We start from the raw sequence: 21,365 nt of genomic DNA, 5'->3' as shown, positions 1-21,365 counted from the left end.
TGCGGGAGATATTCAACTCCCGGCAGATCGCCTTGATCGACTTTCCCTGGACCCGCGACAGCCGGCGTATCTTTGCAATCGTCTCCACAATCAACATCCAAAACACAAATGCCTCCGATCAAACCGGAGGCATCTTGATGACCCCACGTTAAGGGGTCCCGTTTGGACGAAAATTACCCCTCAAACAGGGGCCCTATTCCATGAAAAATCACACCTCGGCCTCTTCGAGCGGGATCGCCTCGAATTCAATGTCGAACGACTGCTCGATCGTCTGACCCGGCCGGTCCGGATTGGGAATAAGGACCGTGACCGGCCAGAAATAGCGATAGCTGTCGGTGAGAACGAACATCTTGGCGATCCTTCGAAGCCGTTTTGGAAAGGGCCGTCTCGCCCCGCCCAACAGGGAGAGGGCGGCAGGGGCGAGACGGCGGCCTTGAACGCGGGTTCCGATCGAAGGGATCGAGCGTCAAGGCCTGAGGGCGCGGGCGAAAAGGGTTCGGCGCGCACCCGATCGGCGGCAGGTCAGGCCGCCGATCATCGGGGTGACGATCAGCGGACGGTGATCGTCAGATCGTCGTTGCCGGCGTTGGCGCACAGCATCAGCGGCAGCGAGTAGTTCAAGATGTCTTGGGTCTTACCCTGGGTCGGCCGGCCGATCTCCACCTGCTTGGCGGCAAATTCGACGATGTTGCCGGCAGTGGTGCCATGGACCACCGAGAGCGCGCCTCGAGTCCGCTTTTCAGCGATGTCGAACCAGTTGATCACCGACAGCGGCTGCGCCTCGACGACGGCCGTTCCGACCGCATTGCGCTCGGTGATCTGCATCGATTCTTCGCCGATCAGGAAGCGCGCCTCGACCTTGTTGCCGAGATCGATCTCCAGGCTCTCGGCGATCGCCGACCAGCCGTGCAGCGAGACCGTGGTGTTGGCCGTGTCGACGATCAGTGGCCGGATAAAAGCCGACTGGTCAACAGTCGGCAGCGCGGTATCGGAGACGGTGCCGTAAAGGCCCATCAGGTCGAAGTGAAATTTCGGGATTTTCTTCGGCGCAAGATCGGCCTTGAAGCTGCCGCGCACGCCGAGCAGCACGTGGTTTACGCCGTCGGCGTTGAAGTAGGTCGTGGCGGCCTCGAAGTTCGACGAGACCGGGGCATAGGCCGCCGAGGTGTCGGCGGTCAGCGTCTCGGCAAGACCGCAGGCGCGCGGCAGCGGGCCATAGGCCGGCGCTTTTCCGGCGGTGCCGACGCCGGCGATTTCGATCGAGCCGGTCAGCTTGGCATAGACGCCGGCGAGTTCGACGCCCTGGTGGCCGAGATAGGGCAGAAGCAGGTCACGGCTGACCTCTTCGCCCTGCATCGGCGTGAACTGGACGTCGCTCATCAGCATGGCGTTGGCCTTGCCGGTTGGGCTGGCGTCCTGGCCGTAGGTCGACTCGATCTTCGACAGGACAGCGAGTTTACGATAATGGCGTTTCATGGCCTAAAAGGCTCCTCATTAGTCTCATGGGGTCGGCTGGAGCGCATCGCGCCGTCTGTTGGTGCTGTCGCCCGCAACGGGGCTTGGGAGTCGGCGCGGCGTTGACGCCGCGGCCGGACGAAGGCGAGTGACGGTGCGGCGAAATCAGGTGGCCGGGCCGAGCAGATAGGCGGTGGCGAAGACCTCCTCCCACCACACCGTGCCGTCGCGACCCTGGGTCAGCTCACCGGAGACATGGGTGATCGCGACCTCGGCGCTGGCCGGCTGCCAGCCGATCAGCGCATCACGCACCGCCGCCTTCAGCGCGTCGAGATCGGGGCTGGCGGAGGTCGAGGATGAAGAGGAGGAGGCGGACTCGTCGAGGACGATGATCACCCCGATATCGCTCTCACAGCGCTGCAACACGTCGGTCATGCGGTCGTTGGCAGCGCTTGCCTCGCGCAGCGGCACCACATAGGCGGCGGGCGAGGTGCCGGGATTGTCGGCGACATTGGCGAGGTCGTGGGTGGTGGCAATGGTGGCAAAGACGTCGCCGCATCGCGCCCTCAGCCGGTCCAAAATCTCGGCGGTGATCATCCGGCCGCTCCCTTCGTGGCTTGGTCGGAAAGAATGGTGAGAAGTGCCGACCGCTCGGCGGCGGAGAGGCGCAGATAGGGCCGCCCCGGCCGCGTCAGGGTTTTTGGGTGGCGGCTGTCGCCGCTGGCGAATCGAGGCTTGTCCGGATGAGCAAAGCGCGCCCGCACCGTACCGCTCGGCGCGTCGAAACGGTGAAACACGCTCTGCCGCCCAGCGTCTTGTTGGAGGCCAGCGGCGGTGCCGTCGCGAGCCGGGCCGGCCAAGCGGAACGGTTCGGCTCTGGGGCCGCAACGCGGGGCGCTTGTCCCGCCCTCGCCGCCCCGGGCCGCCTCGCGAAACGAAGTCGTGTGCTGGCGCGATCCGCCGGCCGCGGCGTCCTCTTTGGCGCCATCGTCCCACCAACCGCCGGCGCCCGATTCCGCCGCGCCGGCAAGCGCGCGGCGCGCGGCGCCAAACACGCGCGGATCGTCAAGCGCGAGGGCGGCCGGATCAAAGCGCGGATCGAGCGCCGGCTGAACCCCTTTCACCGGATCGAGCCGGAGCCTGCGCCCGGCGCTCGGCCGACGGGCCGTGCACGCCTCAGACAGGGCCGTGGCGCGAAGATCGGCGGTCAGCGGCTTTTGGCGCGGGATCCGGCCGGGGCCAGCGGCGGCCTTGAGCCGACGGCGAGTCTCAGCGCCGAGATGGGCGTCGACGGCCGTCATCGCAGCCGACCGGTCCGCCGGCGCAAGGGCTCGGATCGCGGAAAAAACCGCACCGTCGTCGACGGTGATGCGAAGAGCTGCGACCATGGCTCAACTCCGCCGCGCCAAGCGCCTGGAAAGAGCGCCGGTCAATGTACAGGTGAGGGTCGCCGTCGAGGCAACGCGCTCGGCCGGTTCCTCTGCCGCCCCCTGCGCCATCGGCAACAAGGCAGGTCGGCTGCGCTGCGCGCTCGAACACGTCGTGGAGCAAGGAAAGGAAGTGGTGCGTTTCATGGTCCGCACCATCGCAGACCCGGCTGCGGCGCTTCAGCCGGGACATGTCCTCCCCGCCGCATTTTTTGAAGAAAATCGCCGCTTGCGACGAAGGCGTAGCCGGGCATCGCCAGCCCGATCTGATTTCGCGTCAGCACCCGCTCGAAGGCGACGGCGAGCGACCCGACGCCGCTACGGCCATGGATCGTGACGGATGATCACCCAGCGGACGAAATGGACGAGCGACCTGAAGGGCGGGCCCCGCAGACCGTCTGCCGTTGCACGGGCAGAGCCGTCCGGGCCCCGTCCGGCGACCCCGTCACCAAACCGCTCACGGTTTATCCGACGACGATCCGGTTTCGGCCTGTGGCCTTGGCCTGATAGAGGCGGGCGTCGGCCATAGCGAGGACGTCGTTGGCCTTGGCGCGGTCGGTGCTTTGGGCGATGCCGGCGCTGAACGTCGTGGAAAACGCCTCACCGGCGCCGTTCAGGATGATTTCGCCGAAGCGCTCGCGAATGCGGTTCATCACCACCGCGGCGCCGGCGACATCGGTATCGAGGAGGATGATCGCGAATTCCTCGCCGCCATAGCGCGCCACAACGTCGGTGCGCCGCAAACCGCCGGTCAACGCCTGCGACAACGTCTGGATCACCTTGTCGCCGACCTGATGACCGTAGCGATCGTTGACGCTCTTGAATTTGTCGATGTCGAGGATGCAGACGCTGAGGGGCGAACCGGTGCGCGCCGAGCGCTCCATCTCCAACGCGAGACGCTCTTTGAAGCGCGCATGGTTCAACAGCCCCGTCAGACTGTCAGACTCGATGATTTGCTTCAGCGCGATCGCCCGATCAGCGCGCATGCGCACGACAGCCGCCAACCGATCGAGATCGACCGGCTTGCTGATGAAGTCGTCGCCGCCGATGTTGCGGGCGGCCTGCTGTTTGTCTTCGTCCCGCTCGGCCGACAAGAACACGATCGGTGTCGAGAGATTGCGCCGGGACTGCCGCAGGACGGAGGCCAGCTCCAGCCCGTTGACATTCGGCATCTCGATGTCGAGCAGGACGAGATCGGGCCGGATCATGTTGATCGCATCCAACGCCTGGCGTGGATCGTTGACGATATGTGCATACATGCCGGCGGCTTCCAGCACCGCGGCATAAAGCTCGGACAAGATGACGTCGTCATCGACGATGACGATCGAGGGCGCCGGCTTGCGGGTCTCGTCGAAGCCGTTCAGCCAAGAGCCAAGCTCGGTGATGTCGATCGGATCGATCAACACCGCCGTCACGCCGGCGCGCGTCGCCTTCAGGCGGCTTTCGAAGCCGCCGTCCTCGGCAATGAAGATCACCGGCCAATGCTGCGCCGCCAGCGTGGCCTTTTGCAGCTCAGGATCGGCCCGCCAGGAAATGAGCACCGCCAGAACCGTCTCCGGGTCGAAATCGGTGCCGCCGTCGACCGCGCCAAGGCCGAGATCGCAGACACTGCGCATCAGCGGCAGGAGATGATCCGCATCCTCAAAAACAACGACCGACTGAGCCGACGCGGCGCTTTCACCCAAAGCTCCACCATCGCCCATCGAAATCTCGATGCCGGCCTTTGGCCCAGCAGATCCCTTGTCGTTCGCACCACGGAACATCGGATGACCTCTTCGCATCGCTGGACGGGGCGACTATCCGCCTGTGGTGACGGTTTCGGTCGTCAATTCGCTTTCGACCGCCGCGGTCAGCCGCTGCAGCAGTCCTTCGAGGTCCTCCTGCCCCGCAACGATCGCGTCTTCGAGTTCGGCCGCCGCTGCGGTGATCTTCGGAAAGCCAAAGGTGCCTGCGCGACCGGCGAGCGAATGGGCGATCCGCCGCATCCCGTCGCGTCGCGGCCCAACCTCGCTGTCGGTATCCCGGACGATCTCATGGAGACGCTCGATATCGCCCAGGGTGCTGGTCCGAAACTTTTCCGTGAGCGTCCGCAGCTTGGCGTCGATGAGGTCGGTTTTTGAGGGCTGGGCCGTCATGTCGTCAATTCCGTTCAAGTCACATAGAGAGATTGATGCGCCGGGGTCATCCGGACGAACTGCTCCGCCCTCGCCACCGACCGCCCGAGGCGTATTGCTCCGTAAACGCTTCGACGACTCACGGCGAACCTCGTTAATGGTTGCAATATGCAACACTAAAATAGTTAACTCATCGTGATAAGCGATTTCGAAAAATATATTTATATTAAAGTCATTCGCACATAAAATATAAATATTATTCATTTTTTTACAATTGACTGCGCGTATCATCTTGTTGATTCATAATCTTTCGGGACTCTTGGCAGATATAATGATGCAAGACAAACGAAGATCTCCCCGGCGCAAAGTTCGCTTCCGACAGGCCATCCTCGCGACGTCATCACGCGACTATCTAGATGGCGGCGCCTTCGTCGACATTTCGAAATCCGGCGCCCGCATCCGCCGGCAATCGTCGGGCGAGTTGCCCAAGCTCGTCACGGTGATTGATGTCTCCGCTTGCTGCTATCGAATCGCCAAGGTGGTTTGGGTCGGCGAAAACGATTTCGGCGTCAATTTCAGCAGCGCTGAATTTGAGATTTCTCCGGCCGAAATGGCCGCCTTACTCGCCCTCGACCGGAAGCCCAAAGCCGACCACCCTCGCAAACCGAAAGCCTTGGAAAAGCGGCGCTGGCCGCGCATGCGAACCCGGCTGCGACCGGTGGTGCTGGCAACGATCGATCAGCGGTTTCTCGCCGACAGCCAGATGGTCGACGTGTCTGCCGGCGGCGCCCGTCTGCGATGCGGTGATCTTCAAGCCATTCCCAAAAGCATCATCGTCTATGATGTCGCCGAACGATGCGCGCGCCGGGGCGAGATCGTCTGGAAAGGCGGCAGCGACCTTGGCATCAGCTTTACCAGTGACGCCTTCAAGGCCAGCCCCGCGACATTGAAACGCAGACACAGCGCCATCGGCTGAGCTTTGGCCGAATCATCGCGACCGGCCGAAGGTTTGCGTCCCTTCCGCTCGCGGCAGTCTCAGCGACTGAGACAGCGGCCTTCGACGACGCGTGCCATCGAAGCACGCGCCATGATTCTCAACCATCGCGCTTGGCGAAATCGCGCCGCCAATCTTCGGACCGGTCCGTCAGTCCCGTGCCGTGGCATTTTTCAGCAGCGCTTCGACCTGGCCGGCAAGCGACATCGGCTCGAAGGGTTTGCCGATCACCCCGATGGCGCCGATCGACATGAACTGCTCGACCTCCTGGCGCTGGGTGCGCGCGGTGATGAAAATGATCGGTGTCTTGGCCGTTTCCGGGATCTTGCTCAACCGCACCAAGGTTTCCGGCCCGTCGATGCCGGGCATCATGACATCGAGCAAAATCAGGTCAGGTCGCCATTGGGGCGCAAATTGCAGGGCATCATTTCCCGAAGAACAGATCTCGACGCTGAAATCCGGATTGAGCTCAAGCGACATTTTGGCGATCTCGCGAATGTCCTCCTCATCGTCCACGTAAAGCACCTTCATCGTCGCCTTTCTCCTCATTCTGGCGTCGTAGACAGCCTTGCCGCGACACTCACACGCGCAAGTCGACGATCGATCGCGATCCAGAGCGCCATGGCATCGATCCGACTGCAAATGGCGCTCTCATATTTTACTTAGGAGCATCGAGCTGTGCAAAAGCGCGATGTCAATCGTGAAGAGCGGTCTTGAAACCGACATATTAGACAAGACGCCGAGAGCGCATCATCTCCTGCATCCGCATATCCTTGAATGACTCGTCGCCGGGCCCCTGATTCGCCAGCGCTTTGTGAATAAACTCTTTCAGATGCGGCAGGGGGATCGATGATTTGCGACCGATGGTGATTGGACGGTTGAAGGTCTCTTCGTCGAGCGGGCAGTCCGAGAATGTCATGATCGGCGTGCGGTAGGGCACATGCTCGATCAGATCCAAGCCCGACCCGTCGGGCAGAAAGACATCGAGCATGACCAGGTCGTAGACCGTCCGGGAGAGAAGCCGACGGGCCGCCTCCAAGCTGCAGACGGAGGTTAGGTCGAAGTTGACTTTCAGGATTTCGGCCACCCCTTCCCGGGCGCTGTCGTCGTCTTCGACATGCAGGATACGCGGCTTGTGGCTTTCCTGCGAACCATCCGCTTTGGCCATCCTCGCACTGTCCGCCGGCACCAGATCGACGAAGAAAGTCGTGCCGGGGCGATCTTCGTGACAGTTGAAGCCGATTTGCCCGCCCATTTTTTCGGTGATCGACTTGGCGATGTTGAGCCCCAAACCAGTTCCGCCAACCGAGCGATTGTCGGCATTGTTCGAGCGCTCAAACTTTTGGAAGATGCGGTTGCGGAACTGCGGCGGAATGCCGAACCCTTCGTCGATGATCGCAACCCGCACACCCCCGGTATGCGTGGAAATCCGGATCGTCACGGTGGATTTGTCGGGTGAAAATTTCACCGCGTTCGACAAGAGGTTTACGCAGATTTGCTGAAAGCGCTGGACGTCGATCATCGCCGCCGCATTCGGCGCGTCGTCTTCGACCACGACCTTGATCTGCTTGTTCGGCATAATGGACGCGTTGGCCTCGATGACCTCGTCGATCGCCGGCCGTAGCGTCACCGGCGCGATGTGAAATTCCATCTTGCCCGATTCGATCTTTTCCATGTCGAGAATATCGTTGACGAGAAAGATCAGCCGCTCGCTGTTGCTATGGGCAATCTTGATGAGATTTTGGATTTTAACAGGGAAGTTTCCGGCCATCCCATTGGCCAGAAGACTGAGCGCGCCCCGGATTGAGGTCAGCGGCGTGCGCAATTCGTGGCTCACCAGCGAGATGAACTCGCTCTTCGTCTCCGCCATGCGAGTTTCATCGGTCACGTCGCGAATGTAGGTGATGATGCCGAGAACTTCGCCGCGTGTCCCGCGCACGGCCGCCTTCACCGTCAACAGCCATTGCTTGCCGCCGTCGGAGGCGGCAACCGACTGGAGCAATCGCACGGGCTCGCCCGCCTTCAGCACCGAAAGGTCGATTTCCCAATAGCCGTCCGCGACTTCCTTGGGAAAGAAGTCGGCATAGGTGCGGCCGATGATGTCGGCTTCCGAGGCCGCACCGATCAGCTTTCCCGCCGCCGCGTTGGCCGCGACAAAACGGCCGTCAATGTCCTTGAAGCTCAAAGAATCGGGCAGTTGCTCGACCATCTTGCGGAAAATCCTGTTGTCCAGTGTCGCCTTGCGACGCTTTTCCGAACGATCGAGAAGCCATCCCGTCGCCACACATGCCATGAACACGGTGACTGCAAGCGGCGGTGCAGCCTCGATTAGCAGCGGAGCGATGAGCGGCGATGGGAGCGCCAAGAAGCTGACGGTATTGCCGACCACAACCATCAGCGCGAAGATTAGGAAGTCGCCAATTCGGCGCTCACGCCGTCCGATCCAGTAACGCATCAATGCACCGGACAATGTCGCGATAGCGATGGCGATGGTCCCTGCAAAGGCCCCGGCCCCGCCCAGATAGACCCGAAAGAGCCCCCCCATCGTGCCGGCAAGGATCCCGGCCGGCACCCCCCCGAACAAACCGGCTGTCGAAATCAGTGAGCTACGAAGATCGACGCGAATACCCGGCACGACCGACGGCACGATGGTCATCGACATCATCGCCAATCCCCCCATCACGAGGCCAAAGATCAAGGATCGCGTTATCTTGGAATGCCGCTCGAGATAGTCCTCAGCCATGTCCCAGGCGACGATTGCAACCGAAATCAACGCCAAATTCGCAATTAAAGGATGCCAAATCAGATCCATCATGCCGTACCCAGAGGAATCGCTCTTAAAAATGACTATTAGTCAAAATTCTTAATACGAAATGTATTGTGATTTATAACTTTCTTATGAAATATAATTCAGACTTATTATTTTTTTGTTCGCACAGTCTCATCGAGTACAATTAACCATTTTTTGCTTAAATACACGGCCGATTCCCGGAAAATTATTGATCTAAGTGGATTTCTTGAAAGAGCAATTGGGTAAGAATTTTCTGCTTCGATGCGCCGGGCGTCACCACGCCGCACAACTTCGCCGAATGAAGCCGAGCCGGAAATGTCCGTTCGAGACACCTCTCTCAAAGTCGTCGCTTCTCTGGCGGCGCTCTATGTGATTTTCGGCTGGCTGGGACTCGCGCTGGCCGTTCCCCCAGGTTACGCCACGATCGTCTGGCCCGCCTCGGGCATCGCCGTCGCAGGTCTTCTGTTCTCCGGGCCCGCCCAGTGGCCAGCGATCTTCATCGGCTCGTTTATGGTCAATTTCAGCGCCGGCGCAGCGGCGACTGGGACGATCTTCGAGATGCCCACCTTCGTCAGCGCGATCTGCATCGCCGTCGGCTCAACCCTGCAATCGGTCGCCGCGTTCACTCTTATCAAAAAAGCCTACCGCATCCCGATCGCCCTGCGCGGCTTACACGACATCGTCGGCATGATCGTCGTCGGCGCGGTACTGCCATGTTTGCTGTCAGCGACGATCGGCGTTGCGGCGCTCGTCTTGGCAGGCATCATGCCCCATGACAGCCTCATCGAGAATTGGGCCATTTGGTATACCGGCGACATGGTCGGCATCCTCGCAGTCGTTCCAGTCGCCCTGCTCAACCCTTGGCGGCCTTGGGATCCACTCTGGAAACAGACGCCGATCACGCGCTTCACCTTGGCGGCTTATATCGTTCTCGCCCTGCCGATCATCGCGACCTTCTACGCCTGGAAGATCACCAGCGTGATCACCTACCAGCGCAACGCCGAATCGTTTCACGTCCTGGCAGAGGACAATATCCAGGCGCTGAAGCACCGCATCGAGTCCTACAAACAGAGCCTCAATGCCGGTGTCGGCCTGCTCCAAACCACCAGCACTGTGACGCTCGACCAGTGGCGCCGCTTCGTCGAAACAATCGAAATCGATAAAAATCTAAGAGGAATCAGTGGGATCGGCGTCATTCGCGCGGTCAAGCGCAGCAATTTGCCGTTCTTTCTTGCCAATGCCGAAGTCAATGGCGTCGCGGGCATTCGGGTTCACCCGGAAACCACGGGCGACGAACTCTTCATCATAGAATATATTGAGCCGCTGAAACTCAACGCTCAAGCCGTGGGGCTCGATATCGCCTTCGAGGCGAACCGCCTCGATGCCGCCGTCGCCTCCCGCGACAGCGGCCAGGCCACGATTACCGGCCGCATTCTCCTGGTGCAGGACCATACCCAAAGCCCGGGCTTCCTGCTGCTCCGCCCGTTCTACGATCGCAGCAAGTCGCTCGAAACGGTCGAAGAGCGCCGGGCCGCCTTCCGCGGATGGGTCTATGCGCCCTTCGTCGGCCTGCATTTTCTCGATGGGCTGACCAGCTCCCAGGGCACGAAGCTCCGCCTGCGAGTCTATGACGGTGCCACGGAAAATCCCGAGACGGCGATCTTCGACAGCAATCCCGACTTGAGAAGCGATCACGCCCCCCACTTCACCATGACCCGGCGCATCGACGTCATGCATCGGCATTGGACGCTGGTCTGGGAAAGCTTGCCGCCCTTCGAAGAATCCTTGGGCACCAGTGAACCCAAACTGGTCCTCCTCGGCGGCGCCATCGGGACAATCCTGTTGGCGGTGCTGCTGTATTCTCTAGCGCGACGTGAGGACGACGTTCAAAAGCTGGTGCACCTGAAGACCCGCGAACTTGCGGCCCGCGCCAGCGAAAATCGCGCCATCGTCGACAATGCCGCGATTGGCTTTATCGTTCTTGATGACAGCTTGACCATCGTCGCGGCCAACGGGGCAACCCGTGGTATGCTCGGCTTCAGCAGCGAAGACATGGTCGGCTGGCCCGTCAGCGCCTTCTTGAACTTCGATTTGGAAGGCGACAGCGCTCAAAGCCGCGGCTTCGACGATCATTTCCCCACAAGCGGCGAAACCTCTGACTCCTGCCCGGCCATCGTCAGCGCGACGACGAAGGATGGGGCGGTCATTCTGCTCGACATGCAGCGCAGCCAATGGCGGGCGGAAGCCGGCGATCTGCGCTGGACGCTGATCCTGCGCGACGTAACCGAAGAGTGGCGGATCTCATCCGCCCTCGAGACCAGCGAGAAACGCTGGAGCCACGCCCTGCAGGGCGCCAATCTCGGCGTCTTCGACATTAATCTGGTGACGGGGCGATCCTTCGTCTCCGAAACCTGGAAGACGATGCTGGGCTTTTCACCCGATGCCCGGATCGAGCCGCAGACGGAGTGGCTCACCCGCGTTCATCCCGACGACCTGCCGTATGTTCAGGCCGCCGACATCGAATGCCTTGATGGTCGCCGCGATCGGTCAATCGCGGAATATCGGCTTCAACGGGCCGACGATCAGTGGATCTGGCTGCGGTCCGATGCCACCGTGATCGAGCGCGACGCCAGCGGCAAGGCGACCCGGCTGATTGGCGTTCAGATGGATGTGACCCAGCTGCGCGACGCCGAAGCCGCTTTGCAAGCCAGCCGCAAACGCTTCGAATCCGCCATCGAGAACGCCCCGGTGGGCATGGCCCTGCTGAACCTGAAGGGCGACTGGATGCAGCTCAACGGCTCGCTTTGCGAGCTCATGGGCTTGAGGGAAGAGGAGATCAAGGCCAGCCCGATCGAGGACATTTTCCACCCAGACGACAGCGGCGAGATTCAGGCGCTGTTCGACCGTCTGAGGAACAGTCCGGGATCGCGGGTGATGTCCGAACATCGGCTGATCACCTCCGACGATCGGATCATCTGGTGTCTGGTCGGCGCCAGCCTGGTGCGGGACGACGTCAAGGACCACGTCGGCAACTACATCATCCTCCAGTTCCAGGACATCACCCATCGCAAGGAAGTGGAGCGGCTGAAAACCGAATTCGTGTCGATGGTCAGTCACGAACTGCGAACGCCCCTGACCTCGATCCGCGGTTCGCTCGGCCTGGTGGTCGGCACCCAGGCCAACAAGCTGCCGGAAACGGTCGTCAACCTCTTGCGCATCGCCCACAACAACTGCGAACGGCTGATCTCGCTCATCAACGACATTCTCGATATGGAGAAGATCGCGTCTCGCGGCATGGCCTTCGATTTCGAAAACTATGACCTTGGCCTCGCAGTCGAGAGCGCGATCGAGGCCACCCAGGCGATCTTCGACAAGGGTCAAATCACCGTCGAGACGATCAAACCCGACGCGGCCACCCCGATCTACGTGGATGCCGACCGGCTGCATCAGGTGCTGGTGAACCTGTTGTCCAACGCCGCGAAATTCTCGCCGAAAGGCGGTGTGATTACCGTCACCATCACCCAAAACGGCGAGAGCACCCATGTCAGCGTCGCCGACCAGGGGCCCGGCATTCCGGACACCTTCAAGGACAAGATCTTTTCGCGTTTCTCCCAGGCCGATTCCTCCTCCACCCGCGCCAAAGGCGGCACCGGCCTCGGCCTTCACATCTCCAAAATGATCGTCGAGCGGATGGATGGCGAGATCGGCTTCTATAACGCCGCGACCGGCGGCGCCGTCTTCACCGTCACACTGCCCCTCGCAGCAACACGCGACGAAAAGACCATTGTCGCGCCGGCCGAGCGGCAGATCGCCAGCGGCGCGGAGCTGCCGAAAGGGCTGCATATCGAAGCGGATTCGGACTTTGCCGAAATCGTCCAGACGATGCTTCACGGACGGCTGGTTCTCGATCACGTTGCAACGATCAAGGAGTTCCGAGCAGCGGTGGCGCGCGAAGCTTACGACTTTTACGTCAGCGACGGCCTGCTGCCCGATGGTTCCATCGACGACGTTCTCGCCGAAATCTCGCAGTCAGCGACGGCACGGCCCGTCGTGGCTTTGACGACCAAAGAGGTCGACAGCGATGCCACGATTCTCATCGACGTGATCATCAAATCGCGCGCCAGCGAAAAGGAAATCGTCGCCGCGATCATAGAAGCGTCCAACGCCGCCTTGCGGGCCGCCTGACACGCCTTTCCAGATACCGAAGCGGCATCACGGCCCCGCGACCTTCGAGCATGATGCCGAAACGTTGCATGACGTTTCGGCATCCCATCATGCGGCAAAACAACGGCCGGGAGCGGAATGGCGGGTCCGGTTGATCGCAATCCGCGCGCTGATCGCAATCCGCGCGCAAGGAAAGACCCGCACCATCGCGTGCGCACCGTCGGACAGGCTGCGGCGCCCGACTTTTCGCTCGAGCATTGGCCCGGAAATCGCAAACGATTTTCGGCAAAGCACGGTGCGTCGATTCAAGGGGTGAGAGCGACCTTTCTGCGTCCGATCGGACGCAAGGCGCTCGAAATCACCATCGACACTATGACGTGAAAACAACTCTCGATTTTACACTCTGGAGGGAATGTCATTGATAACGATGATTACAATCAGCTGACGGAAGGATTTTACATTATATTTCCGCAACGTCGTTGGAGTTTTATTCACGAATGGTGAGTCAAAATTAATCCTAGAAATTGACAAACCGGCGATCTGCCCCAGTGACCGTGATGCGTTTCATGCGTAAGATAATCTCCTCCATGGTGCCAGTCGCCTGGCTGCTCAGCCTCCTGGGGCTCGGCATCGCCGTCGCGCAGCCGGTGGGAACCAACAGCCAGGTGCTGATCGCGGCGACGTTGGTCGCGGGAATGCTGGTGCTTTGGATGTCCGGGCCGCGATCGAACGAGCGCCGGTTGCTGTTGATGGCACTCGCTCTCGCGGCCATCGGCCGATACGCCTATTGGCGGACCGTCTCGACTCTGCCCGACAGTTCGGATCTTGCAAATTTCATTCCCGGCGTCGCGCTTTACGCCGTCGAGATGTTCGCCATGGTGATCCTGCTGCTCAGCCTGTTCGTGGTGCTGAAGCCGAAAAGCCGCCCGGCGCGGGCAACGATGGCGGGCCCCGCGTCAGATGCCGCCCTGCCGACGGTCGACGTCTTCGTGCCGACCTACAATGAATCGGCCGAGCTTCTGACGGTGACCCTGGCGGCCGCCATCTCGATGGACTATCCGGCCGACAAGCTGACCGTCTATCTCCTCGACGATGGCGGCACCGATGAAAAGCGATTGTCGGCCGATCCCGTCGTCGCCCACGAGGCGAACCTGCGCCAGCGGATGCTGACGAAACTGTGCGACGAACTCGGCGCAGTCTATCTTGCCCGCGAGAAAAACGTCTCGGCCAAGGCCGGCAACCTCAACGCCGCGCTGCCGCGCACCAGCGGCGACCTCATCGCCGTCTTCGACGCCGATCACGCCCCGGTCCGCGACTTCCTGCGCAAAACGGTTCACCATTTCGCCGAGGACGCCAAACTCTTCCTCGTCCAGACCCCGCATTTCTTCCTCAATCCGGATCCGATCGAGAAGAATCTCGGCCTGTTCAAGCGTATGCCGTCGGAGAACGAGATGTTCTACGGCGTCGTCCAGCGCGGCTTGGATTCCTGGGGCGCGGCCTATTTCTGCGGCTCGGCGGCGGTTCTGCGCCGCACGGCGCTGGAGACCGTTGGCGGCTTTTCCGGCACGTCGATCACCGAGGATTGCGAGACCGCGCTCACCCTACACGGGCGTGGCTGGCGAAGCCGCTATGTCGACCAGCCGCTGATCGCCGGACTGCAGCCGGAAACCTTCGGCTCCTTCATCGGTCAGCGCTCGCGCTGGTGCCAGGGCATGCTGCAGATCATGCTGTTGAAGAATCCGCTCTTCGTGCGCGGCCTCACCATGGCGCAGCGGATTTGCTACCTGTCCTCCGGACTGTTCTGGCTGTTCCCGTTCATGCGCTTGACCTTCATGGTCGCGCCGCTGCTGTTCATCTTTTTCGATCTCAGAATCTATCAGGCCAGCCTGCAGGAATTCCTGGCCTATACGTGCACCTACATGCTCGCCAACGTCATGCTGCAGAATTATCTCTATGGCGACGTCCGTTGGCCGTGGATTTCCGAACTCTACGAATACGTCCAGTCGATCTATCTCATCCGCGCCATCGCCGCGGTGATCCGCAATCCGCGCTCGCCGATCTTCGCGGTCACCGCCAAGGGCGCCCTGATCGAACAGGATCGGCTCTCCACCCTCGCCCGACCCTATCTCATGTTCTTCTGCGTGCTGCTCGTCGCCACCCTATGGTGCGCCGCGCGCTGGTATCTCGAACCGACCTCCCGCGACCTATTGCTGGCGCTCGGCGGCTGGAACGTTCTCAACCTCGTGGTCGCCGGCCTGGCCCTCGGCGTCGTCACCGAGCGCGCCGAGCGGCGGCGCAATCAGCGGCTGTCGATCTCGCGCAAGGGTGCGCTAAACATCGGTGAAACCGCGATCGACGTCGTCGTCGAAGACGTCTCGTCGAGTGGCGTCAGGATCCGCCCGCTCGGCCTCGAAACAGCCAAACTGCCCAAGGCGGCGAGCATCGGCACCCTGACGCTGGACGGCTCGCGCCAAGCGGGTCTGGCGGTCGTCGTGCGTCGCCGCATTCCCGATGCGAGAGGCATCTGCCTCGGGCTTGAATTCATGGCCCTTGCGCCCTCCCAGATGCGCACCGTCGCCGACCTGATGTATGCCGACGCATCGGCCCTCTCAAGCTTCCGCGAAAGCCGCCGCAAATCGGTCGGCGTCGTCGGCGGAAGCCTCAACGTCATCCGGTGGAGCATTGAAAGCAGCGTGCGGGCGCTCGGCCATGCCGCCCGGCGTCCGGAACCGGCGACCCCCATCACCGCGGCCAATGACGCCGGTACCGCCGGCAACGCGCCATCCTCGATCGACTCGCCGCCACGCGATGCGATCTCCGCCGCCTGACCCGAGAACGATCCCGATGAGAATTGACTGGACTCGCCGTTCGCAAATGGCGGCGCTGGCAAGCGCGGCCCTGTTCGTGTCCGCCGTTGCGCCTCACGCCGCGCCGCAAACCGCCGTCGCCGACACCTCGACGCCCTGGCTGCTGGCGGGTCCGGCCGGAACCGGCTCGGCCTATGGCACCAGCCCGGCGCTGGCCAAGGAGGATCGGCAAACCGCGCCGCTCATCGTGGCCATACCGAGCGACGACCCGGGATCGGCTCAAAGCGACCCCGTCCCGAGCGCAGCGGCGCCGAACGCTGCGGCCATGGCTGCATCCGCTGCAACGCAACCGACGCCGACGGACCGCGTGGCGGCGGCGCCGTTGTCTGCGGCGCCCTTGTCTGCGGCGCCGCGCCGGCCCTTACCCGCGTCGATCACCGGGTTCACCCTGCGCGGCGAGGAGAGCCACGCCGATTTTCCGATCTTCCTGTCTCGCGAAGACGCCCAGCAAGGCGGTCTGCTCTGGCTCGGTCTGGAGAGCGACGTCTCGGTGATGCCGGAAGCCTCCGACATGGCGGTGTTGGTCAATGGAAAGCTGGTCGACCGTTTCAGCACCGGCGGCCTGCAGCCAAGGCCCCGCCGCATCGCCCTTCGCCGCTCAGTCTTGCATCCCGGCTGGAATCTTCTCACGCTCAAAGCCCATCACCGCCACCGGGTGGATTGCAGCCCGCTCAGCACCTACGAACTCTGGACGCGGATCGACAATTCGGTGTCCGGCGTCCAGTTCGCCGCCGCAGCACCGGCGACGCTGGCAACCCTGCCGCTCGTGCCGCTCGATGCCTCCGGCAGCTTCATCATCCGGGTGCATAGCGAGCGCCGCGATCCCGCGACGCTGGCCGCGATCTACGATCTGTCGGCCCGACTGGCCCGCGCGAGCGGCGCCTCGCATGCCCGTTTAACCTTCGATCCGCCCGCCGCGGCGACGGAGGCGGCCCCTCAGCGCACCACCGCGGGAATAGCGCTCTATGTCGGCAACGCCGCCGAGCGCGCGCGACTCGGCTGGCCGGGCGCCACCGCAGCCAACGACGGCGATCTCGCGACCATTGCCGGGGCCGCACCGGCCTTGGCGGTCGACCCCAACGATCGCGCGGCGATGAGTCGGCTGATCGAGACGCTCCGTATCGCCGATGCCGATCTGGCCCGCCAGCCAATGCCGGAGGCGGTCGTCACCCATATGCTCGACAACCGCACCGTAAGCTTTCACGATCTCGGCGCGGCCTCCAGCGATTTCACCGGGCGCCTGTTCCGGGAAGGCGTGCACTTCAACCTGCCGCCGGACACGCTGATTGCCGATTACGATTCCGTCAAGCTGAACCTCGATCTTGGCTACCGAGCAGCCCTGTCCCCCGACAGCGAGCTGCGCGTGCGGGTCAATGATCGCACCGTCGCGCGCCTGCCGCTCGGCCGACAGTCCGGTGACACGCTGCGCAACAGCCCGATCGCCATTCCGCTGACGGCCTTCCATGCCGGAGCGAACCACCTGGAGCTCGAGGCGACCGTGACCGACGCGGCGGATCGGACCTGCGACCCATCGATCCAGATTTCCGGCAAGCCGCGGCTGTTGTTCCTCGACAGCTCGACGGTGACGATCCCCAAACTCGCCCGGATGGCTCAGCTTCCCAATCTGGCCACGACCTTCGGGCCCGGCGGCCTGTCTTCGGGCCCGAACGGTACGGTGCACCTGGCGCTCGGCTCACCGGAAGATGCGGTGATCTCGGCGGCCGGTACCTTCTTCCTGCGCTTGGCGCGGGATGCCGGCCGGCCGCTGCGCCCGGTGGTCACGTCGTTAGCCGAACCGGTCAAGGGCGCCGCGACGATCGCCTTCGCCCTCGCCGGCCATGTCCCAGCAGAGCTGAGCAGGGCCGCCAATGTCGACCCGTCGGTTCTTGACGCCCTGCAGCGCATCGCTTCGGCCGAGGGAACGCGGGACAGCGCCGACAATATCGATCCGTTCGTCACCCATTCGATTGGCGCCATTGCCGCCGATGCGACAGCGGAATCGGTGAATTCACTCGACATCTGGCAACAGAAATTCACCTCCGAGGCCCGCAAGAGCGCCTTCAGCGCCTGGCTGAACGACGCCACCCAAGCGCTATCACGGATCGGACTCAACGGACGCGACACCCCGATCAAAGTCGATCGCGACACCAGCCTGCTCGTCGCCCAGGCGGTTCCGCGCGACGACGATGAGCCGACGACGCTGATCTCCGCCGGATCGGCCGCCTCCCTCGAGGCCGAAACCGCGCGGCTGACGACCCCCGCCATCTGGTCCAATCTCGATGGGCGCGCGGGAATCTTGAAGACCGACGGCATCGAAAGCGTGGCGGCCAAAACCAGCTATTTTCGCACCACCCGGCCGGCCGATCTCGGCAATCTGCGCCGCGTCGCCGCCGCTTGGCTGTCGATGCATCCGGCCGTCCACGCCCTGATCATTCTCGGTCTTGCGCTGGCCTTCGGCACCTTCACCGCCCTGTGGATCCGGTACGAGAAAAGCAGCGCGATGCACGATGAGGAGAGCGTTTGGTGAACCGGCGGGCCTTCATCATGGCCCTGGCGGCCGGAGCGCTGGGCCCGTCGGACCTCGGCGGCCCTGCACGCGCTGCGAGCCATGCCAAGGCGCTCGACACGATGGCGCACTGGCAGCAATGGCGAACAAGCTTCGTCACGCGGTCCGGCCGCGTCCGCGATGCGTTGAACGGCGGCATCAGCCACAGCGAGGGCCAGGGCTACGGCATGTTGCTCGCCGCCTTCCACGACGATCGCGTAAGCTTCGATCAGCTGTGGCGCTGGACCCGCAGCGAACTTGCCCGCAAAGAGGATGGGCTCCTGTCCTGGCGCTGGGATCCGAAGACGACACCGCATGTCACCGATCGCAACAATGCGACCGATGGCGACATCCTCGTCGCCTGGGCTCTGGCGGAGGCCGCGACACGATGGCCGGCGGGCGATTATCGCGCTGCGGCCGTCCGCCTGGCCGACGCCATCATGAAGCACGCCGTCATTGAGGCGGGCGGGCGCATGCTGATCCTGCCCGGCGTCGACGGGTTTTCCGCCGCAGCCCGCAAGGACGGCCCGGTGATCAATCTGTCCTATTGGGTGTTTCCCGCCTTCGAGGCGCTGGCCAAGGTCGCGCCGGACCACGATTGGCGCCGGCTGGCCGATTGCGGGCTCGATCTTGTCGAGACGCTCCGCTTCGGCCCCCATGATCTGCCGCCGGATTGGGCCTCGCTCGCGGTCCCCAAGCCGCGTCTGGCCGAGGGCTTCGATCCGGTCTTCGGCTGGAACGCCCTGCGGGTGCCCTTCTACATCGCCGCTTCGGCGCCCGACTGGCGCGGACAGCGCGTCCTCTTGGCGCCCTTCGCCGCGCTCTGGGCGGATCTGCCGCCGGCCGGTACACCGGCGCCGATCAGCCTCACCAGCAAGCCGGCGCCGCCAAGTTTCGGATCGGCCGGTTACGGCGCCGTCCCTGCCATCGTCGCCTGTGCCGCCTTCGGCACGCCCTATCCCGCCGCGCTGAAGCACTTTGTGGACGAGCCCTATTATCCAGCGACCCTTCGCCTGCTCACCCTGATCGCGGTTCGAAAATGGTATCCCGAATGTCTCGTCTGACGGTCATCACACCCTTCGCCCGGTCCCTCGCCCTCACCGCCGCCCTCGCTGTGCCGCTCGCCCTCACCGCCGTTGGTGCGGCCGCCGCCAAACTCGGCCGGCAGGTCGACGAGAGCGCCCTGCGCTACTACGCCGCCACCAACCAGATCGAGCGCTATCAGGCCGAGATGAACCGGCTGAAGACGCTGTATCCGGACTTTGTGCCAACCCCGGACATGGGCGCGGTGGCGCAAAATCCGGAAGCCGATCTGTGGAAATTCTTCGCCGCCGACAAGCTCGACGCCTTGCAGGCCGAGATCGCACGTCGCAAGCAGATCGATCCCGGCTTCACAATTTCCGACGATCTCGCCGGCAAGCTGGCCCACAAGCTCGCCCGCCGCGATCTGATAAAGGCCGCGACCTCCGGCAACTCTGCGAAGGTCCTGTCAATCGCCGCCGCCCATCCCGATCTCGGCGGCTGCACCGACCTGGAAGTCGCTTGGCAGATTGCCGCCGCGCGGCGCAAGACCCAAGACACCGACGGCGCGATCGCCAGCTATCGCACCCTTCTTCGCGATTGCACGGCTCCCGCCGATCGCCGCGCCACCTTGCAAAAGGCGATCGCCCAGCTCGGGTCGAAGGCTGAGCCGCTGGTCGCCCAATCCGGCCTCGATGGTAACGCCACGAACGACGCCGAGATCGCTCTCACCCGCCAGCAGATCGTCGGGCAGCTCGCCGATCAGAACGCAGCGCCGGTTGATGCCGAGCGCCTCGCCCGCTTTACAGCTCGCGCCCAGGCGAAAGCCGATGCCGGCGACCTTGCCCTCATCGGCTGGCTGCAGCGGGCAAAGGGCAATCACGCCGACGCCTTGGCGAGCTTCGAGCGCGCCGCACAGGCGGTGTCAGGCCAGAGCGATGCGCCAGCGCTCGTGACGAAGATCGATGAAGGCACTGTTCTGTCGCTGATCGCGCTCGATCGCCGCAAGGAGGCTTTCGCGCGGGTCGAGCCGATCCGGGATCGCTCACCGGCCCTTGGCGCGTTGTTTCTGGATCTCGGCGCCGACCGGTTCCAAGGCACCCCCCGTCCGCGCCTTCCCGATGCAGAGATCGCGGCCTACGCCGCCGTCGCCGGCAAGCTGCATTCGGCGCTCGGCGCAGAAACGCTCGGCTGGTACGCGTATGACTTTGGCGAAAGCGATGTTGCCGAGCGCTGGTTCGACATGTCGATGACGGCCAAGCCGAGCCAAGGCGCGGCCCGCGGCTTGGTGCTGGCGGCGATGCGGCGCGGCGATCGCAGCTTAGCCCGCCAACGCGTCGAAAAATGGCGCCCGACCTATGCCGACCTCGGCCTGATCGACCTTGCGCCCAACCGGCAGCGGCCGGCCAACGCCAAGCCGGTCAGCGATCCGATCATCGTCGCGTTTCAGAGCGCACAGTATCGCCGATGCGTCGATCTTGCGCAAAACCGCCGGCCACTCAGCACCGATCAGTCGCTGATTCTCGGCTGGTGCCTGTTGAAGCTCGAACGACCGAACGAAGCGCTGACGGCCTTCAACCAGGCGAGCGCCGGACCGATTTCCGTTCGGCGCGATGCCGAATATGGCCGCTCCCTGGCGCTGTTGGCGGCCGGCGACCTGCAGGCCGCCGGCGCGGCGGCGAACGCGCCGCTGATGACCGGCGCACGGCGCAACGAGATCGGCGTCGCGCTCCTCGCCGACCAGGCGATCGCCGCCTTCGACAACAAACGCTATGTCGAGGCACTGGCGATCCTGACGCGGCGGGCACGCTTTTCGCCGGAAAGCCGCCGCCTGACGATGATCCGCGGCTGGTCGCTCTGGCATCTGGGTCGCCCCTCGGCGGCCGAACGGGTCTTCACCGACGCCGATCGATCGCTGTCGACGAGCGAGACCCGCCGGGCGCTAGCGATCGTTCGCAATGCCCGCAACCCTTCCTGACGAATCTAAA

At 63.2% G+C, this 21,365-nt stretch carries 14 protein-coding genes; 6 read left to right on the top strand and 8 right to left on the bottom strand.

Annotation, left to right across the window (positions count from 1 at the left end):
* Nucleotides 1-208: 208 nt before the first annotated feature.
* From J1C48_RS06160 to J1C48_RS18885, 6 genes are all read right to left on the bottom strand, one after another.
* A complete protein-coding gene (locus tag J1C48_RS06160) occupies nucleotides 209-349 on the bottom strand; it encodes a hypothetical protein (protein WP_207256897.1) in 141 nt (46 codons plus the stop codon).
* Nucleotides 350-549: 200 nt separating this feature from the next.
* Nucleotides 550-1,476, bottom strand: coding sequence for a phage tail tube protein (locus J1C48_RS06155; protein WP_207256896.1), 927 nt, complete (start codon nucleotides 1,474-1,476; stop codon nucleotides 550-552).
* Between the two features lie 144 nt (nucleotides 1,477-1,620).
* On the bottom strand, nucleotides 1,621-2,052 hold the full coding sequence (locus tag J1C48_RS06150) for a phage tail terminator protein (RefSeq protein ID WP_207256895.1): 432 nt from the start codon (nucleotides 2,050-2,052) through the stop codon (nucleotides 1,621-1,623).
* Nucleotides 2,049-2,843, bottom strand: a complete 795-nt coding sequence (locus tag J1C48_RS06145) for a hypothetical protein (protein WP_207256894.1) — start codon at nucleotides 2,841-2,843, stop codon at nucleotides 2,049-2,051. The genes J1C48_RS06150 and J1C48_RS06145 overlap by 4 nt, the downstream gene beginning before the upstream one ends.
* 503 nt (nucleotides 2,844-3,346) lie before the next feature.
* Entirely contained in the window at nucleotides 3,347-4,645 is a 1,299-nt protein-coding gene (locus tag J1C48_RS06140; RefSeq protein WP_207256893.1) for a GGDEF domain-containing protein, read from the bottom strand.
* A 33-nt stretch (nucleotides 4,646-4,678) separates the two neighbouring features.
* Complete coding sequence (locus tag J1C48_RS18885; protein ID WP_231081592.1) at nucleotides 4,679-5,287, bottom strand: Hpt domain-containing protein; 609 nt, start codon at nucleotides 5,285-5,287, stop codon at nucleotides 4,679-4,681.
* Here J1C48_RS18885 and J1C48_RS06130 point away from each other — a divergent pair.
* The gene (locus J1C48_RS06130) at nucleotides 5,271-5,972 is read left to right on the top strand and encodes a PilZ domain-containing protein (protein ID WP_207256892.1); all 702 of its coding nucleotides are present in this window, start codon (nucleotides 5,271-5,273) and stop codon (nucleotides 5,970-5,972) included. The genes J1C48_RS18885 and J1C48_RS06130 overlap by 17 nt on opposite strands.
* Before the next feature lie 168 nt (nucleotides 5,973-6,140).
* On the opposite strand, the gene J1C48_RS06125 is transcribed toward J1C48_RS06130, so the two are convergent.
* Together J1C48_RS06125 and J1C48_RS06120 are read right to left on the bottom strand one after the other, a co-directional pair.
* Nucleotides 6,141-6,521: a response regulator gene (locus tag J1C48_RS06125; RefSeq protein WP_207256891.1), complete on the bottom strand. Its 381-nt coding sequence runs from the start codon at nucleotides 6,519-6,521 to the stop codon at nucleotides 6,141-6,143.
* A gap of 196 nt (nucleotides 6,522-6,717) precedes the next feature.
* Nucleotides 6,718-8,763 carry an ATP-binding protein gene (locus J1C48_RS06120; RefSeq protein WP_207256890.1) on the bottom strand — a complete coding sequence of 682 codons (2,046 nt, stop codon included), beginning with the start codon at nucleotides 8,761-8,763 and terminating at the stop codon, nucleotides 6,718-6,720.
* 333 nt (nucleotides 8,764-9,096) lie between these two features.
* On the opposite strand from J1C48_RS06120, the gene J1C48_RS06115 reads away from it, so the two are divergent.
* The 5 genes from J1C48_RS06115 to J1C48_RS06095 all read left to right on the top strand — a co-directional run bounded on the left by J1C48_RS06115 (nucleotide 9,097) and on the right by J1C48_RS06095 (nucleotide 21,355).
* Nucleotides 9,097-12,966 carry a CHASE domain-containing protein gene (locus J1C48_RS06115; protein WP_207256889.1) on the top strand — a complete coding sequence of 1,290 codons (3,870 nt, stop codon included), beginning with the start codon at nucleotides 9,097-9,099 and terminating at the stop codon, nucleotides 12,964-12,966.
* A 566-nt stretch (nucleotides 12,967-13,532) separates the two neighbouring features.
* Nucleotides 13,533-15,773 carry a UDP-forming cellulose synthase catalytic subunit gene (bcsA, locus tag J1C48_RS06110; protein ID WP_207256888.1) on the top strand — a complete coding sequence of 747 codons (2,241 nt, stop codon included), beginning with the start codon at nucleotides 13,533-13,535 and terminating at the stop codon, nucleotides 15,771-15,773.
* Between the two features lie 16 nt (nucleotides 15,774-15,789).
* The gene (locus tag J1C48_RS06105) at nucleotides 15,790-18,339 is read left to right on the top strand and encodes a cellulose biosynthesis cyclic di-GMP-binding regulatory protein BcsB (RefSeq protein ID WP_207256887.1); all 2,550 of its coding nucleotides are present in this window, start codon (nucleotides 15,790-15,792) and stop codon (nucleotides 18,337-18,339) included.
* A complete protein-coding gene (locus J1C48_RS06100; protein ID WP_207256886.1) occupies nucleotides 18,336-19,421 on the top strand; it encodes a glycosyl hydrolase family 8 in 1,086 nt (361 codons plus the stop codon). The genes J1C48_RS06105 and J1C48_RS06100 overlap by 4 nt, the downstream gene beginning before the upstream one ends.
* The gene (locus J1C48_RS06095) at nucleotides 19,409-21,355 is read left to right on the top strand and encodes a hypothetical protein (protein ID WP_207256885.1); all 1,947 of its coding nucleotides are present in this window, start codon (nucleotides 19,409-19,411) and stop codon (nucleotides 21,353-21,355) included. Before J1C48_RS06100 ends, J1C48_RS06095 begins: the two co-directional genes overlap by 13 nt.
* Nucleotides 21,356-21,365: the final 10 nt, after the last annotated feature.

It is taken from the genome of Jiella flava (genome assembly GCF_017349315.1).
Lineage (GTDB): Bacteria > Pseudomonadota > Alphaproteobacteria > Rhizobiales > Rhizobiaceae > Jiella > Jiella flava.
Note: the sequence above shows the minus strand (reverse complement) of the source record. Positions and strands in the feature narration are given on the sequence as shown.

Coding starts and splice junctions, on each gene's coding strand:
- J1C48_RS06160 (WP_207256897.1), bottom strand. CDS start 349: ATGTTCGTTCTCACCGACAGCTATCGCTATTTCTGGCCGGTCACGGTC.
- J1C48_RS06155 (WP_207256896.1), bottom strand. CDS start 1,476: ATGAAACGCCATTATCGTAAACTCGCTGTCCTGTCGAAGATCGAGTCG.
- J1C48_RS06150 (WP_207256895.1), bottom strand. CDS start 2,052: ATGATCACCGCCGAGATTTTGGACCGGCTGAGGGCGCGATGCGGCGAC.
- J1C48_RS06145 (WP_207256894.1), bottom strand. CDS start 2,843: ATGGTCGCAGCTCTTCGCATCACCGTCGACGACGGTGCGGTTTTTTCC.
- J1C48_RS06140 (WP_207256893.1), bottom strand. CDS start 4,645: ATGTTCCGTGGTGCGAACGACAAGGGATCTGCTGGGCCAAAGGCCGGC.
- J1C48_RS18885 (WP_231081592.1), bottom strand. CDS start 5,287: ATGATACGCGCAGTCAATTGTAAAAAAATGAATAATATTTATATTTTA.
- J1C48_RS06125 (WP_207256891.1), bottom strand. CDS start 6,521: ATGAAGGTGCTTTACGTGGACGATGAGGAGGACATTCGCGAGATCGCC.
- J1C48_RS06115 (WP_207256889.1), top strand. CDS start 9,097: ATGTCCGTTCGAGACACCTCTCTCAAAGTCGTCGCTTCTCTGGCGGCG.
- bcsA (WP_207256888.1), top strand. CDS start 13,533: ATGGTGCCAGTCGCCTGGCTGCTCAGCCTCCTGGGGCTCGGCATCGCC.
- J1C48_RS06105 (WP_207256887.1), top strand. CDS start 15,790: ATGAGAATTGACTGGACTCGCCGTTCGCAAATGGCGGCGCTGGCAAGC.
- J1C48_RS06095 (WP_207256885.1), top strand. CDS start 19,409: ATGTCTCGTCTGACGGTCATCACACCCTTCGCCCGGTCCCTCGCCCTC.